The following is a 15,061-nucleotide window of genomic DNA, read 5'->3' as shown; positions in this document are numbered from 1 at the left end:
GACCATGAGCATGCCGCTTTTCGAACCGGCGCGCATCGGTGCCATCACAATGCCCAACCGCATCGTGATGGCGCCGATGACGCGAAGCCGCGCGGACGAACACGACGCGCCCGGCGACCTGCATGTCGCGTACTACGCGCAGCGCGCGGGCGCCGGGTTGATCGTCGCGGAAGGCACGTATCCGCTCGCCGACGGCAAGGGCTACTGCCGCACGCCCGGCATCGCGACGCAACACCAGATCGATGCGTGGCGGCGCGTGACCGACGCCGTGCACCGCGCGCACGGCCGCATCGTGCTGCAGCTGATGCACGTCGGGCGTGTCGCGTCGCGTTTCAACAAGGCGCCGCACGCCGATACCGTTGCACCGTCCGCGCTGCGTGCGAATGGCACGATCCACGCGGACAGGCATGGCCCGGTGCCGATGGACATGCCGCGCGCGCTCGCCCGTGCGGAGATTCCCGACGTGATCGACGGCTTCCGGCAGGCGGCCGTCAACGCGCTTGCCGCCGGCTTCGACGGCGTCGAGCTGCATGCGAGCAGCGGCTATCTGCCGATGCAGTTCCTGCTCGCTTGCTCGAACCGCCGCACCGACGACTACGGCGGTACGCCCGCGCGGCGCGCGCGTTTCACGATCGAAGCGCTCGACGCGATGGCCGGCGCGATCGGCGCGCAGCGAGTCGGGCTGAGGATCTGCCCCGGCAATCCGTACAACGACATGCACGACGACGATCCCCCGCTGACGTACGGCACGTTGCTCGATGCGGTGGCGCCGCTCGGGCTCGCGTATCTGCACGTGAGCCGCTCGCCGGACCGGCAGCTCGATGCGTTCGCCCTCGCGCGCCGGCATTTTCGCGGTGCGCTGATCGCGAACGACGGATTCGACGCGCACAGCGCGGCCGACGCGCTGACGGCCGGCCACGCGGACGCCGTGTCGTTCGCGCGGCACTTCATCGCGAACCCCGACCTCGTCGCCCGCTTTCGCGACGGCGCGCCGCTCGCCGCATTCGACCGCGCGACGCTGTATACGCCTGGTGCGCACGGCTTCACCGACTATCCGACGCTCGCCGCCTCCGCCGCGGACGTTCCTCTCATCCACCGGAGTGCCCCGTGACCTCAACGTTTCCCGTGCTGCCGACGATCCCCGCGATGCTGGCCGCATCCGCGCGCCGTTACGCGACGCAGGCGGCGATCGTCGACGACGGCCGTTCCATCGGCTACGCGGCGCTTTACGATGCGGCCCGGCGCGCCGCACGCGCGCTGATCGCGCTCGGCGTGCAGCCGGGCGAGCGCGTCGCGATCTGGGCGCCGAACCTGCACGAATGGATCGTCGCCGCGCTGGGCATCCATTGCGCGGGCGCAGCGCTGGTGCCGCTGAACACGCGACTCAAGGGCGACGAAGCAGCGGACATCCTGAATCGCAGCCGCGCGCGCGTGCTGTTCTCGATCGGCGAATTTCTCGGCATCCGCTACCCGGACATGCTCGCCGGGCATGCGCTGCCGTCGCTGCGGCACACGGTCGTGCTGCGCGATCCGGAGGCCGGCGAGGCGGGCTGGGACGCGTTCGTCGCGCGCGCCGAGGCGGTCCCCGAAGCCGTGCTCGACGCACGGATCGCCGCCATCGGGCCGCATACGCCGTCGGATGTGCTGTTCACGTCCGGCACGACCGGCCGGCCGAAGGGCGTCGTGACCGCGCACGGGCAGAACCTGGCCGCATTCGACCAGTGGTCGACGCTGGTCGGCCTGCAGGCCGGCGATCGCTACCTGGTCGTCAACCCGTTCTTTCACGCGTTCGGCTACAAGGCCGGCTGGCTCGCCGCGCTGATTCGCGGCGCGACGATCCTGCCGCAGGCGACCTTCGATGCCGAAACGGTGGCGCGCCGCATCGCGGACGAACGCGTGACCTTTCTGCCCGGATCGCCGACGCTGTACCTGAGCCTGCTCGCGCATCCCGGGCTCGACCGCTTCGACCGCTCGTCGTTGCGCGTGGCCGTCACCGGCGCCGCGAACGTCGCGCCCGACCTGATCGCGCGGATGCGCGACCGGCTCGGCTTCGCGTCGGTGCTGACCGCATACGGACTGACGGAATGCTGCGGGCTCGCGACCGTCTGCCGCGCGGGCGACGACGAGCACGTCGCCGCGACGACCTGCGGCCAACCGCTGCCCGGCATCGAATTGCGCTGCGTCGACGCGGCGGGGGCCGACGTGCCGGCCGGGATGCCGGGCGAGATCCTGATTCGCGGCTTCAACGTGATGCAGGGCTATCTCGACGACGACGCGGCGACCCGCGACGCGATCGATGCGAACGGCTGGCTGCATACGGGCGACGTCGGCGTGCTCGACGAACGCGGCTACCTGTGCATCACGGATCGTTTGAAGGACATGTTCATCGTCGGCGGATTCAACTGCTATCCGGCGGAAATCGAGAACATGATCGGCGCGCACCCGGACGTCGCGCAGGTTGCGGTGATCGGCGTGCCCGACGCGCGGCTGGGCGAAGCCGGCCACGCGTTCGTCGTGCCGCGCGCGGGCGCGGCGCTCGACGAGGCGACGCTCGCCGCGTGGTGCCGCACGCGGATGGCGAACTACAAGGTGCCGCGCGGCATCGCGTTCGTCGACGCGCTGCCGCTCAACGCGTCGGGCAAGGTATTGAAGCCGGCGCTGCGCGCATTGTTTGCGCGGGATGCGGCGTGACGTGCGACCGTCGGCGCTTGAACCATCGACACAAAAAATTCAACACGGGAGACAACACGTGACGATTCGAACCCCTTCCTCGCATGGCGACGTATCGCGCATTGCACTCGACGCACCGGCCACCGGCGTCGTCGTGACGGGCGGCGCATCGGGCATCGGCCACGCGTGCGCGGAAGCGCTCGCGGCGGTCGGCCGCCCGGTCGCGATCTGGGACATCCAGGCCGACAAGGCGCGCGACGTGACGGGCCGGCTCGCCGAGCGCTACGGCGTGCCGACCTTCTGTATCGGCGTCGACCTGTGCGAAGCCCGCCAGATCAACGACGCGCTGGCCGCGACGCGCGCCGCGTTGCCGACGCTCGGCGGCCTCGTGCATGCGGCGGGCGTGGTCGACCAGAGCGGCATCGACGGGCTGACCGAGGCACGCTGGGACGCCGTGCTCGACGTGAACCTGCGTGCGCTCGCGCTGCTCGTGCAGGCGATGCTGCCGGACCTGCGCGGGCAGCGCGGCTCGGCGGTCGTCGCGATCGCGTCGATCAACGCGACGCTCGGTAACGGCTTGATTCCGGCGTACACGGCATCGAAGGGCGGGGTGCTCGCGCTGGTCCGCTCGCTCGCGGACGGCCTCGGCGACGACGGTATCCGCGTGAACGCGATCTCGCCGGGCCAGATCCTGACGCCGATGCTCCAGCCGGCCGTCGACGCGTTGCCGGCCGGCACGTTCGAGCGTCGCATCATGCTGGGCCGGCTCGGCGATCCGGCGGAGATCGGCCGCGTGGCGCGGTTCCTGATGTCCGACGAGGCGAGCTATGTGACCGGGGCCGAGCTGGTCGTGGATGGCGGCAACATTCCGTCGCAGCGGTTCTGAGTGAATCGTCGTAGCGAATCGCAGTTGAAATGAAAACGCGGAGCACGAGGCTCCGCGTTTTTCATTGGGACGGCCAGGGCGGCCGCCGAACGCAATGGTTCAACTCAGGCCGCCACCGCCCGTGCCCGCGCCATCGTCAGCGCCGCATCCTCGATCATGTCCTCCTGCCCGCCGACGAGCCGCTGCCGGCCGAGTTCGACGAGGATGTCGCGTGCCGGAATCCCGTACTTCGCCTCCGCGCGCTTCGCGAACAGCAGGAACGACGAGTAGACGCCCGCGTAACCGAGCGTCAGCGCATCACGGTCGAGGCGGATCGGCGCGTCCATGATCGGCACGACGAGATCCTCGGCGACGTCGGAAATCGCGAACACGTCGACGCCGGTCTCGATTCCCATCCGGTCGCACACCGCGACGAACACTTCCATCGGCGTATTGCCCGCGCCGGCACCGAGGCCGGCGGCAGCCGCGTCGATCCGGTTCGCGCCGGCGGCGACCGCCGCGACCGAGTTCGCGACGCCCATCGCGAGGTTGTGGTGGCCGTGGAAGCCGAGTTCCGTCTCCGGCTTCAGCGCGGCGCGCACCTGGCCGATCCGCGCGGTCACGTCGTCGGGCAGCATGTGGCCGGCCGAATCGGTGATATAGATGCAGTTCGCGCCGTACGACTCCATCAGCTTCGCCTGCACGACGAGCTGCTCGGGCGATGACATGTGCGCCATCATCAGGAATCCGACGGTATCGAGGCCGAGCGTGCGCGCGAGGCCGATATGCTGTTCCGACACGTCGGCTTCGGTGCAGTGCGTCGCGACGCGGATCGTGCCGACGCCGAGCTCGTGCGCCATGCGCAGGTGCTCGACGGTGCCGATGCCGGGCAGCAGCAGCGCCGACACCTTCGCCTGCTTCAGCTCCGGTATCACGGCGCTCAGGTACGCCTCGTCGGTATGCGCGGGAAAACCGTAGTTGACCGAAGCGCCGCCGAGCCCGTCGCCGTGCGTGACCTCGATCAGCGGCACACCGGCCGCATCGAGCCCGCGCGCGATGTTGCGCATCTGGTCGAGCGTGATCTGGTGACGTTTCGGGTGCATCCCGTCGCGCAACGACATGTCGTGGACGGTGATCTTCTTGCCTGCAAGTGACATCGTGTGACTCCTCGACTCAAGCGGTGGCGGCCGTCGCGGCCAGCATCTGTTCGGCGAAACGCTCGGCCGTGGCGGCCGCGGCGGCGGTCATGATGTCGAGATTGCCCGCGTATTTCGGCAGGTAATCGCCGAGCCCCTCGACTTCCATGAAGACCGACACGCGGTTGCCGTCGAACACCGGGCCGTTCTTCAGCGTGTAGCCGGGCACGTAGCGTTGTACCTCCTTGACCATCGCATGCACCGACGCGGTGATCGCGTCGACGTCGGGCGGGCCGTCGGTCAGGCAGTGAATCGTGTCGCGCATGATCAGCGGCGGCTCGGCCGGATTGATCACGATGATCGCCTTGCCCTTGCGCGCGCCGCCGACCTGTTCGATCGCACCGGACGTCGTGCGCGTGAATTCGTCGATGTTCTTGCGCGTGCCGGGGCCGACCGAGCGCGACGATACGGTCGCGACGATCTCGCCGTACGCAACCGGCTGCACGCGCGACACCGCGTACACCATCGGGATCGTCGCCTGGCCGCCGCAGGTCACCATGTTCACGTTCATCTGCGCGCTGCCGAGATGCGCGTCGAGGTTGACCGGCGGCACGCAGTACGGCCCGATCGCGGCGGGCGTCAGGTCGATCATCTTCACGCCGAGCGCGGTGAGCTTGTCGGAGTTGTCGCGATGCACGTAGGCCGACGTCGCGTCGAACGCGATGCGGATCTCGTCGTCGGCGACGTGCGGCAGCAGCCCGTCGACACCCTTGTCGGTGGTCTTCAGCCCGAATTCACGCGCGCGCGCGAGGCCGTCGGACGCCGGGTCGACGCCGACCATCCACACCGGTTCGAGCACCGGCGAGCGGCGCAGCTTGTAGAGCAGGTCGGTGCCGATGTTGCCGGGCCCGATCAGTGCGCATTTGATTTTCTTCATCAGGATTCTTCCTCTTCCTTTAGATAAAGCGGACGTCGCAACCGCCGATGCCGGAAATGTGCATCGACAGCGCGTCGCCGGCCGTGACCGGAATCAGTTTCGCGAGCGAGCCGGACAGCACGATCTCGCCGGCGAGCAGCGGTACGTCGTATTCGGCGAGCGTGTTCGCGAGCCACGCGACCGCGTCGGCGGGATGGCCGAGCGCCGCATCGCCGCGGCCTTGCGCGACGGTCTCGCCGTTCTTCTCGATCGTCATCTCGCACGCGGCGAGATCGAGCGTGCGCGGATCGACGCGCGCATCGCCGAGCACGTACACGCCGCACGACGCGTTGTCGGCAACGGTGTCCTCGATGCGGATCGCCCAGTCGCGGATGCGCGAATCGACGATCTCGAAGCAGGGCGCGACCGCGGCCGTCGCGGCGATCACGTCGGTGCGGTCGATGCCGGGGCCGCGCAGGTCGCGCGCGAGGATGAACGCGATCTCGCCTTCGGCGCGCGGCGCGATCAGCGACTCGGCGGCGATCGCCTCGCCGGCCGCGTAGTGCATGCCGGACAGCAGGATCCCGAAATCGGGCTGGCGCACGTTCAGCATGTCCTGCACGGCCTGGCTCGTCACGCCGATCTTCTTGCCGACCACCGATTCACCGCATTCGACGCGGCGTTCGATGAAGTGTTGCTGGATCCGGTACGCATCGTCGAGGGACAGCCGGCGCGGCCGCCCCGACAGCGGCGCGACCGGCGCGCGGGAGTGCCACGCGGCATACAGCTCGTCGCCGAGCGTCGCATGCAAGCGGTTGGACATGGTAGGGCCCTCGAATGGAAAAGGCCGCCGTCTCGGGCGGCGTCAGGCGCCGGAGCGAGGCTCCGGCGCGTGCGGCGATTTGCTTAGTTACCCGAACTTCGGATCGCGTCCGGCGAGAAATACGCTTCGCTGAACTGCGGGCTGCTGTCGAGCTTCGGCATCGGCCCTTCGTTGGTCAGGCGGTCGGCCATGTAGGCGCCGGAGATCAGGTCGTGGAAGAACACGACGCCCGGGTAGAACGTCTTCGCGTCATACGCGTACAGCGTCGTCGCGACGTTGGTGCGCCACAGCTGGCCGCGTGCGTCGTAGTTGTCGGCGAGCAGCGTCATCCACGAATCCTCGTCGATGTACAGCACGCGCTTCGCGTACTGGTGGCGATAGCCGCTCTTCAGCGTCGCCTGCAGCACCCACACGCGATGCAGCTCGTAGCGGATGTACGAAGGGTTTTCATGTCCCTTGGTCAGCAGGTCCGCATACTTGACCGAGCTGTCCATCGCCTTGTAGTTGTCGTACGGCACGTAGACTTCGCGCTTGCCGACGATCTTCCAGTCGTAGCGGTCGCCGGGGCCGTTGTACAGGCGGTCGTCGTCGACGGTGCGGAAGCCGCCCGGGCCCTGCGGCTGGTCATAGCCGTATTCCGGCGCCTGGCGCACGCGCCGCGTGCCGGGGTTGTACATCCACGTGCGCGACGAGTTGTCCGCGCCGGCCTTGTCCCAGTTCTGGAAGCCGACGATCAGCGAGCCGCGGTCCGACAGCGGCAGCTCCGTCGCGTTGCGGTAGAACGTGCGGTTGTTCAGGTCGCTCTTCACGTCGTACTTGCCGACGTTGCGCGGCGAGTAGATGTCGTAGCGCACCTTGCCCCACGCGATGTTGCCGTCGGAGTACACGACCGCCTGGTCGTAGGTTGCCTGCTCGGTGCCGATCGCCGACGAGAAGCGCTGGTTCCACAGCAGCTCGGCGGCCGTCTTCGGAATCGGGTACGGCACCTGCGGCGGCGCGTTGGTCAGCCCGTTCGCGTCGGACGTCATCGTCGAATCCGGCGCATACGTGCGGATGTCCTTGTAGACGGCATCCGCGTAGCGGAAGTCGCGATGGCTCGGATAGACGTTGATCTTGAACGTGGCCGGATAGCGCTTGAACATCGCCTTCTGGCCGTCGGTCAGGTGCTCCGCGTACTGCGCCATGTTCTCGGCGGTGATCGTCGCGACCGGCTTTTCGTTCGCGAACGGATCGGGGTAGCGGCTGCCGCGCTTGTACTGCACGTCGGGCGGCGTGCCGAGCCACTTGCCCGACCACTCCGGCACGCTGTTGTCCTTGCTTGCGGCGCGCACTGCGCCCATCGGCGTGAGCGGGCCGTCGAGCGCCTTCAGGTCGTCCGGCGTGACCTTCGCGAACGAGGCCGTCGCGACGAGCGCGCAAGCGGCCATCACCGATGCGCGCAGGAGGGGGAGACGAGTTCGTTTCATGACAAATCCTCTTCTTGCTGAGTGACGAGCGGCCGGGCCGCTCAGAAGTGGTAGGTCGCCGTGGCGAGCACGTAGTCGCGATCCGCGAGCGGACGCGTGACCGGGTTGGGCGAGCCGAGGAACTTGGCGTAGACGAGCGCCAGCTGCAGGTTGCTCAGGCGCGTGAACGTCACGCCGGCCGTCACGCGGTGATCGCCCTGGCCCGTCAGCGAGCCGAGCGCACCCGCGAGCGGCGACGTGCCGGTCAGGTCGTGCGAGTAGGTCAGCGGCACGTCGAGATCCCAGCCGTTGAACACGTTCTTGTAGCTGAGCGTCCACGCGATCTCCATCGCGAGCGCGTTGCGCGAGTTGGCGAGCGTGGTCGAGCCGTCGAGCGCGGAGATGCTGCCGGCATGCACGTACGTCAGTTCGCCGACCAGCGACTGCGAGTTCGCGAGGAAGCTCGGCCCGATCGAGTAGATGCCCGACAGGTTGGTCTGCAGCACGTTCGCGCGCGTCGACTGCGGGCCGGTGGGCGTGTTGACGAGCACGGCCGCGCCCTGGCGATACGACACTTCGCCCGCGACGTTCACCGGGCCGACCTGCGTCGAGAAGCTCGCGCCGGTCAGCTTGATGTTGCTGAAATATTTTTGCTGGTACTGGAGCGTCGGGAAGTACGTCGTGACGACGCTCGGGTTCATGTCGTTGTAATGCAGGTGGTACACGCCGAGCTCGGTGTCGCCGAGCACGCGCACGCGTGCGCCGATACCCCACTGGTTGCGGGCGCTCGGCTTGTCGTCGGCCCCGCGCGGAATGATCATCCCGCCCGGGCCGATGATGAACTGCGCGCCCGGGCCGACCACGTCCGAATAGCTCCAGTACGTGCCGGGCGCGGTCAGGCGGTTCTGCTGGAACGAGAACTGGTAGTAGCCGAGCAGGCTGAAGTTCGGCGTGATCTGCCATTGCGTCGAGATCTGCGGCACCGGCAGCAGGATGTCCTTCACCTGAGCGCCCGCGACATAGGACTTGGTGGCATCGGCCGGGCCTTGCGCGCCTGCGATGTTCGGGAAGAACAGGCTTTCGCCCCACGCGACCACCTGGTCGCCGACCTTCACGTTGAGGCTCGTCGGGCCGATCTTGAAGGTGTTGTAGGCGTAGGCGGCGAGCAGCGTCGTGTGGCCGCCCGACCAGTAGCGGGCGTCGCCGGTGAAATTGTTGTACTGGCCCGTGTGGTTGACCGTGCCGGGCGCGTCGTTGTAGTTCGGGTGGCGGTACGCCTGATCGTAGAACGTGCTCGCGCGGACGAACACGCCCCAGTCGTCGTGTTTCAGGTTCACTTCGCCGAGCAGGCTGACCTGGTTCTCGATCAGCTTGTTCTTCGCGAAGTTGCGGTCGCCGTCGTCGCCGTTGATGTTCGCGGGCGTCAGCAGATTGCCGCTCGGCGCACGCGTGCGCATGCCGAGGCCGTAACTCAGCGTGAACGTGTAGTCCAGCGTCGTGTCGGCGCCAAGCTCGATCGTGCTGCCGGCGTGCGCGTCGGGAACGGCGCACGTCAGCAGCGCGGCGGCCAGCGTCGACAGCGTGGCGATGGCCCGCTTGTCGGTACGGCGCGAAATCCGTTGATGCATGGTGTCTCCTCTGGGGGTATCGACGACGGTCGACTGTGGTTGTCGTGAGAGGCAGAGTAGGGAGATCGCGATAGCAGGGAATCGTCAAAATGAACTAGATGACTTCCCTAGGACTGGAAACCATCGAGCGCACGACACCGCTCGCGCCGCGCGGGTTATCGCGCGTCGGTCTGTGCCGCCGACAGAAATGCGGGCCGCTCCCCGCCGCCGTCGAGCCGCAGGTTCGCGCCGGACGTGTACGACGCATCGGGTGACGCGAGGAACAGGCACGCCGCCGCGACGTCGTCGGGCGTCGCGAGCCGTCCGGCCGGAATCGTCGCGCGGATCGCGTCGAGCGCCGCATCGTCACCGTAGTGGCCTTCGGTCGCGGATTCGGTTTGCACGAGGCTCGGGCTGATCGCGCACACGCGCACGCGCGGCGCCCACTCGACCGCGAGCGACGTGACCGCGTTGACGAGCCCCGCCTTCGCGGCGCCGTAGGCCGCGGTGCCGGGCGACGGCCGCGACGCGCTGACGCTCGCGATGAACAGCATCACGCCGCCGCGCGGTTGCGGCTGCATGATCGCGTTCACGCGCTGCGCGAGTTGCAGCGGCGCGATCAGGTTCAGCCGCACGATCGATTCGGTGAAGCGCGGCGATGCGTCGGCCGCGAGCACGAACGGCGAGCCGCCCGCGTTGTTGACGAGCACGTCGAGGCCGCCGGTCGCGGCGCGGACCGTCGCGAGCATCGCATCGACCTGTTCGATGTCGCGCAGGTCGGCCGCGACGAAAGTGGCCGTGCGGCCGCCCGCCGACGGCGGCATGTCGGGTGCGCTGCGCCCGCACACGAACACGCGCGCGCCCACCGCGAGAAACCGCTCGGCGATGCGCCGCCCGATGCCCTTGGTGCCGCCCGTCACGAGCACCGTCTTGCCGCTGTAGTCGAATCCGTTCATCGTCTGCCTCCGTTTCGGTGGCCCGATGATAGGAACAAGCGCGCGCGGCTTCGTAGTCTGAAAGGATGATGCCGGCCGGCGCCGGCGGCGCAATCATCGTGGCAGGCATCCATCGACCGAGGAAGGAGACAACCCGCGATGACGACCCCCACGACGCCGCCGGCCGGCATCTTCACCGACGTACCGGGCGGCCTGCGCCTGCATCATTTCGAGGCGGGCGAAGGCCGCCCGGTGGTGTTCATCCACGGCAGCGGCCCGGGCGCCAGCGGATTCAGCAACTTCAAGCACAACTACCCCGCGTTCGCGGCGGCCGGCCACCGCGCGATCGTCGTCGACCTGCCGGGCTACGGGCAGTCGTCGAAGCCGTCCGACGTCGCCTACACGCTCGATTTCTTCGTCGGCGCGCTGCACGCGCAGCTGTCCGCGCTCGGCATCGGGCCGGCCGTGCTGCTCGGCAACTCGCTCGGCGGCGCGATCGCGCTGAAATACGCGCTCGATTACCCGGACGAAGTCGACGGGCTGATCATGATGGCGCCGGGCGGCGTCGAGGATCGCGACACCTATTTCCGGATGGAAGGGATCCAGCGGATGGTGAAGCTCTTCACCAATCGCCAGATGAATGACGACACGATGCGCGAGCTGCTGACGCTGCTGGTGCACGATCCGGCGATCGTCACCGACGCGCTCGTCGCCGAGCGGATGAAGGTGTGTGTCGAGCAGCCGACCGAAGTGCTGTCGACGATGAGCGTGCCGAACCTGACGGGCGCGCTCGGCGACCTGCGCTGCCCGGTGCTCGGTTTCTGGGGCACGGACGACCGCTTCAATCCGGTCGGTGGCGCGCTGACGTTCCTCGAGCGCTGCCGCGACGCGCGCTTCGTGCTGCTGAACCGCTGCGGCCACTGGGTCATGGTGGAGCATGCGGCCTATTTCAATCGGGAATGCCTCGATTTCCTGGCTGCGCCGAATACGCGATAACGCCAGATACCCCTGATGACCGGCCGGTGCGAGGCCGGTCCGCCTGATTACACGGAGACACCATGAAACTCATCGAAGACCTGTTCGACCTGCGCGGCAAGGTGGCCGCGATCACCGGCGGCGCGCGCGGCATCGGCGCGGAAACGGCGCGCACGCTGGCCGCGGCCGGCGCGAGCGTCGCGATCCTCGACGTGCTGTCGCAGCCCGCGGAAGCGCTCGTCGAGGAGATTCGCGCGCAAGGCGGCCAGGCCGCGTTCTGGTCGCTCGACGTCACGCACGAGGCCGACGTCGAGCGCGTGTTCGGCGAGATCGTCGCGCACTTCGGGCGCCTCGACGTGCTCGTGAACAACGCGGGCATCGAAGGGCACAACGTGCCGACGCACGAACTCACGCTCGCGCAATGGCAGCGCGTGCAGGACGTGAACGTCAACGGCGTGTTCCTGTGCACGCGCGCGGCGATTCCGCGCCTCGAAGCGGCCGGCGGCGGCTCGATCGTGAACCTGTCGTCGATGTACGGGATCGTCGGCGGCCCGGACGTGCCGGCGTATCACGCGTCGAAGGCCGCGGTGCGGATGATGGCGAAGGTCGATGCGATGCTGTATGCGGCGAAGAACATCCGCGCGAACTCGGTGCATCCGGGCTACATCCGCACGCCGATGCTCGAGGAAGCGTTCCGCCAGATGGGCCAGGATCCCGACAACGTGTTCGGCTATCTGCAGACCCACGTGCCGATGGCGAAGATCGGCAGCCCGCGCGACATCGCGGCCGGCATCCTGTATCTCGTGTCGCCGGCCGGGCGCTACGTGACGGGTGCGGAGCTGGTGATCGACGGCGGATACACCGCGCGCTGACGCGCCGCGGCGATCGCAACGAAACAGGAGACAGGCAGTTGAAAGCGCTCGTGGCAGTGAAGCGCGTGGTCGACGCGAACGTGAAGGTCGGCGTGAAGTCCGACCGCACCGGCGTCGACATCGCGAACGTGAAGATGTCGATGAACCCGTTCGACGAAATCGCGGTGGAAGAGGCCGTGCGGCTGAAGGAGGCCGGCGTCGTGACGGAGGTGGTGGCCGTGTCGGTCGGCGTCGCGCAGGCGCAGGAAACGCTGCGCACGGCGCTTGCGATCGGCGCGGATCGCGCGATCCTCGTCGAAGCTGGCGACGCGGTCGAGCCGCTCGGTGTCGCGAAGATCCTGAAGGCGCTGGTCGACAAGGAACAGCCGCAACTGGTGATCCTGGGTAAGCAGGCGATCGACGACGATTCGAACCAGACCGGTCAGATGCTGGCTGCGCTGGCTGGCCTGCCGCAAGCGACGTTCGCGTCGAAGGTGACGATCGCCGACGGCCGTGCGACGGTCGCGCGCGAAGTCGACGGCGGCGCGGAAACGCTGTCGCTTCGACTGCCCGCAGTCGTGACCACGGACCTGCGCCTGAACGAGCCGCGTTACGTGACACTGCCGAACATCATGAAGGCGAAGAAGAAGCCGCTGGAAACGGTGAAGCCGGAAGACCTGGGCGTCAACGTCGCGCCGCGCCTGAAGACGCTGAAGGTGGCCGAGCCGCCGAAGCGCGCGGCCGGCGTGAAGGTGCCGGACGTGCAGACGCTGGTCGACAAGCTGAAGACCGAAGCCAAGGTGCTGTAACAGGGAGCGGACGGACATGACGATTCTGGTAATCGCCGAGCACGATGCGGCATCGGCAGGCGGCGCGTCGCCCATCAAGGCCGCGACGTTGAACACGGTGGCGGCGGCCGCCGAAGTTGGCGCGTTCGGCGGCGGCGACATTCACGTGCTGGTCGCGGGCCACCACGCGCAAGCGGCGGCCGATGCGGCAGCGAAGATCGCAGGCGTTGCGAAAGTGCTGCTCGCCGACGCGCCGCAACTCGCGGACGGTCTCGCGGAGAACGTCGAAGCGACGGTGTTGACCGTCGCGTCGAACTACTCGCACATCCTCGCGCCGGCCACCGCCTACGGCAAGAACATCGCGCCGCGCATCGCCGCGAAGCTGGACGTCGCGCAGATCTCCGACATCACGGCGGTGGTATCGGCCGACACGTTCGAGCGTCCGATCTATGCAGGCAGCGCGATTGCGACGGTGCAGTCGGGCGACCCGATCAAGGTGATCACGGTGCGGACGACGGGCTTCGATCCGGTCGCGGGCGTTGGCGGCAGCGCAGCGGTCGAGAAGATCGAAGCGGCAGCAGACGCGGGTGTGTCCCAGTTCATCGGCCGGGAGGTGACGAAACTCGATCGCCCCGAACTCACCAGCGCGAACATCATCGTGTCGGGCGGCCGCGGCCTGGGCAGCGGCGAGAACTACATGAAGGTTCTCGAGCCGCTGGCCGACAAGCTGAGCGCCGCACTCGGCGCATCGCGCGCGGCGGTGGACGCCGGCTACGTGCCGAACGACTACCAGGTCGGCCAGACCGGCAAGATCGTCGCGCCGCAGTTGTACATCGCCGTCGGTATCTCAGGCGCGATCCAGCATCTGGCCGGCATGAAGGATTCGAAGGTGATCGTCGCGATCAACAAGGATCCGGAAGCGCCGATCTTCGGCGTGGCCGACTACGGCCTCGTCGGCGATCTGTTCACGCTCGTGCCCGAAGCGGCCGCGGTGCTCTGAGCGATGCCGCTGTTCGAATTCAACGGCATGCGCCCGCGCGTCGATCCGTCCGCGTACGTTCATCCGAGCGCGGTCGTGATCGGCGACGTGACGATCGGCGCGGGCTGCTACATCGGCCCGCACGCGAGCCTGCGCGGCGACTTCGGCGCGATCGTCGTCGGCGATGGCAGCAACGTGCAGGACGGCTGCGTACTGCACGTCGGCATCCGCGAGACGTGCCGGCTCGGCGTGAACAGCCACATCGGCCATGGCGCGATCGTGCATGGCGCGACGCTCGAGCCGGACACGATGATCGGGATGAACGCGGTCGTGATGGACGGCGCGACGATCGGCGCGACCACGATCGTCGCGGCCTGCGCGTTCGTGAAGGCCGGTTACGACGTGCCGCGCGGCGTGCTGCTCGCGGGCGTGCCGGGCCGTGTGGTGCGGCGGCTGAGCGACGCGGAGATCGACGCCAAGGCGAACGGCACGCGGATCTATCAGCAGCTCGCGGTGGATTGCCTGAGGACGCTCCGGCAGATCGACGGCGCATAAGCGATGCGCGTCGTCGTTCAGGCGGCGGATGCTTGCCGGCGGCAAGACCGTCGTGCGTCAGCGTGAATACCGCAAACCCGTGCGCGCCGCACGACGCCGCGCCGAAAGCGCGATGTCACGGGTTTTATCGGGGTTTGTGCGGATGGCGATTCGCCGTCGTGCATGCCGGTCGCGGCGTTCGCGCGGGATCGATTGCCTGATGCGGCGCCGTTGTCTTAAGATCGGCGTCAGACCATCCCACCGCCTCCGGCGCCGAATGAAAACGACCCTACGCCTGCGCGTCGCCATTATCGCTTCCGCTTTCGCCGTCTATCACGTATTCATGCACATCCAGTGGGTCGCCAGCGGTTGCATCGAATTTCGCGGCAGCCGGCATTGCAGCTTCGAGAACAGTGCGAATTTCGAAGGCATGATGGACTTCGACCTGCTGCTGACCTGCGCGTGGGTCGCGGGCGCGATGATGGCGTGGTTTGCCGTCGCTCGCGCGCCGAAAAAAACTGGGTGACCGCGCCGGCA

Annotated in this window: 15 protein-coding genes; 9 read left to right on the top strand and 6 right to left on the bottom strand. The window is 68.1% G+C overall.

The genetic code is table 11. From position 1 onward, the window contains the following. Positions 1-4: 4 nt before the first annotated feature. The 3 genes from U4Y91_RS20010 to U4Y91_RS20000 are packed head-to-tail and all read left to right on the top strand — an operon-like array spanning position 5 to position 3,556. The gene (locus U4Y91_RS20010; RefSeq protein ID WP_321806522.1) at positions 5-1,111 is read left to right on the top strand and encodes an alkene reductase; all 1,107 of its coding nucleotides are present in this window, start codon (positions 5-7) and stop codon (positions 1,109-1,111) included. Between the two features lie 35 nt (positions 1,112-1,146). Next, on the top strand, positions 1,147-2,691 hold the full coding sequence (locus U4Y91_RS20005; protein WP_321806644.1) for a FadD3 family acyl-CoA ligase: 1,545 nt from the start codon (positions 1,147-1,149) through the stop codon (positions 2,689-2,691). Between the two features lie 58 nt (positions 2,692-2,749). Further along, positions 2,750-3,556, top strand: coding sequence for an SDR family NAD(P)-dependent oxidoreductase (locus U4Y91_RS20000; protein ID WP_321806521.1), 807 nt, complete (start codon positions 2,750-2,752; stop codon positions 3,554-3,556). Between the two features lie 104 nt (positions 3,557-3,660). Here the strand turns inward: U4Y91_RS20000 and dmpG are convergent, their stop codons facing one another. From dmpG to U4Y91_RS19970, 6 genes are all read right to left on the bottom strand, one after another. Beyond that, positions 3,661-4,692, bottom strand: coding sequence for a 4-hydroxy-2-oxovalerate aldolase (gene dmpG, locus U4Y91_RS19995; RefSeq protein ID WP_059539660.1), 1,032 nt, complete (start codon positions 4,690-4,692; stop codon positions 3,661-3,663). A gap of 16 nt (positions 4,693-4,708) precedes the next feature. After that, a complete protein-coding gene (locus tag U4Y91_RS19990) occupies positions 4,709-5,608 on the bottom strand; it encodes an acetaldehyde dehydrogenase (acetylating) (protein ID WP_044845651.1) in 900 nt (299 codons plus the stop codon). A gap of 19 nt (positions 5,609-5,627) precedes the next feature. Beyond that, positions 5,628-6,410, bottom strand: a complete 783-nt coding sequence (dmpE, locus tag U4Y91_RS19985) for a 2-oxopent-4-enoate hydratase (protein ID WP_321806520.1) — start codon at positions 6,408-6,410, stop codon at positions 5,628-5,630. Positions 6,411-6,493: 83 nt separating this feature from the next. Continuing rightward, a complete protein-coding gene (locus tag U4Y91_RS19980) occupies positions 6,494-7,876 on the bottom strand; it encodes a DUF1329 domain-containing protein (protein ID WP_321806519.1) in 1,383 nt (460 codons plus the stop codon). Between the two features lie 41 nt (positions 7,877-7,917). Next, entirely contained in the window at positions 7,918-9,483 is a 1,566-nt protein-coding gene (locus U4Y91_RS19975; protein ID WP_321806518.1) for a DUF1302 domain-containing protein, read from the bottom strand. Positions 9,484-9,638: 155 nt separating this feature from the next. Further along, positions 9,639-10,418: an SDR family oxidoreductase gene (locus U4Y91_RS19970; RefSeq protein ID WP_321806517.1), complete on the bottom strand. Its 780-nt coding sequence runs from the start codon at positions 10,416-10,418 to the stop codon at positions 9,639-9,641. Positions 10,419-10,556: 138 nt separating this feature from the next. Between U4Y91_RS19970 and U4Y91_RS19965 the strand changes: the two genes are divergently transcribed. From U4Y91_RS19965 to U4Y91_RS19940, 6 genes are all read left to right on the top strand, one after another. Continuing rightward, complete coding sequence (locus tag U4Y91_RS19965) at positions 10,557-11,393, top strand: alpha/beta fold hydrolase (protein WP_321806516.1); 837 nt, start codon at positions 10,557-10,559, stop codon at positions 11,391-11,393. Positions 11,394-11,455: 62 nt separating this feature from the next. Beyond that, a complete protein-coding gene (locus U4Y91_RS19960; protein ID WP_321806515.1) occupies positions 11,456-12,244 on the top strand; it encodes a glucose 1-dehydrogenase in 789 nt (262 codons plus the stop codon). A gap of 38 nt (positions 12,245-12,282) precedes the next feature. Beyond that, positions 12,283-13,032 carry an electron transfer flavoprotein subunit beta/FixA family protein gene (locus U4Y91_RS19955; RefSeq protein WP_321806514.1) on the top strand — a complete coding sequence of 250 codons (750 nt, stop codon included), beginning with the start codon at positions 12,283-12,285 and terminating at the stop codon, positions 13,030-13,032. Between the two features lie 16 nt (positions 13,033-13,048). Then, on the top strand, positions 13,049-14,011 hold the full coding sequence (locus U4Y91_RS19950; RefSeq protein WP_321806513.1) for an electron transfer flavoprotein subunit alpha/FixB family protein: 963 nt from the start codon (positions 13,049-13,051) through the stop codon (positions 14,009-14,011). Between the two features lie 3 nt (positions 14,012-14,014). Beyond that, entirely contained in the window at positions 14,015-14,545 is a 531-nt protein-coding gene (locus tag U4Y91_RS19945) for a transferase hexapeptide repeat family protein (protein ID WP_321806512.1), read from the top strand. 256 nt (positions 14,546-14,801) lie between these two features. Then, the gene (locus U4Y91_RS19940) at positions 14,802-15,050 is read left to right on the top strand and encodes a hypothetical protein (RefSeq protein WP_321806643.1); all 249 of its coding nucleotides are present in this window, start codon (positions 14,802-14,804) and stop codon (positions 15,048-15,050) included. Positions 15,051-15,061 lie beyond the last annotated feature (11 nt).

Source organism: Burkholderia sp. BCC1993, assembly GCF_905339865.1.
Taxonomy (GTDB): Bacteria; Pseudomonadota; Gammaproteobacteria; order Burkholderiales; family Burkholderiaceae; genus Burkholderia.
This window is presented reverse-complemented; position numbering and strand designations above follow the sequence as displayed.

Bases quoted from the DNA above. Each gene is read 5' to 3' on its own strand.
- U4Y91_RS19950 (WP_321806513.1), top strand. From the start codon at position 13,049: ATGACGATTCTGGTAATCGCCGAGCACGATGCGGCATCGGCAGGCGGC.
- U4Y91_RS19945 (WP_321806512.1), top strand. From the start codon at position 14,015: ATGCCGCTGTTCGAATTCAACGGCATGCGCCCGCGCGTCGATCCGTCC.
- U4Y91_RS19960 (WP_321806515.1), top strand. From the start codon at position 11,456: ATGAAACTCATCGAAGACCTGTTCGACCTGCGCGGCAAGGTGGCCGCG.
- U4Y91_RS19970 (WP_321806517.1), bottom strand. From the start codon at position 10,418: ATGAACGGATTCGACTACAGCGGCAAGACGGTGCTCGTGACGGGCGGC.
- U4Y91_RS19975 (WP_321806518.1), bottom strand. From the start codon at position 9,483: ATGCATCAACGGATTTCGCGCCGTACCGACAAGCGGGCCATCGCCACG.
- U4Y91_RS19990 (WP_044845651.1), bottom strand. From the start codon at position 5,608: ATGAAGAAAATCAAATGCGCACTGATCGGGCCCGGCAACATCGGCACC.
- U4Y91_RS19980 (WP_321806519.1), bottom strand. From the start codon at position 7,876: ATGAAACGAACTCGTCTCCCCCTCCTGCGCGCATCGGTGATGGCCGCT.
- U4Y91_RS19965 (WP_321806516.1), top strand. From the start codon at position 10,557: ATGACGACCCCCACGACGCCGCCGGCCGGCATCTTCACCGACGTACCG.
- U4Y91_RS20005 (WP_321806644.1), top strand. From the start codon at position 1,147: ATGCTGGCCGCATCCGCGCGCCGTTACGCGACGCAGGCGGCGATCGTC.
- dmpG (WP_059539660.1), bottom strand. From the start codon at position 4,692: ATGTCACTTGCAGGCAAGAAGATCACCGTCCACGACATGTCGTTGCGC.
- U4Y91_RS20010 (WP_321806522.1), top strand. From the start codon at position 5: ATGAGCATGCCGCTTTTCGAACCGGCGCGCATCGGTGCCATCACAATG.
- U4Y91_RS19940 (WP_321806643.1), top strand. From the start codon at position 14,802: ATGAAAACGACCCTACGCCTGCGCGTCGCCATTATCGCTTCCGCTTTC.
- dmpE (WP_321806520.1), bottom strand. From the start codon at position 6,410: ATGTCCAACCGCTTGCATGCGACGCTCGGCGACGAGCTGTATGCCGCG.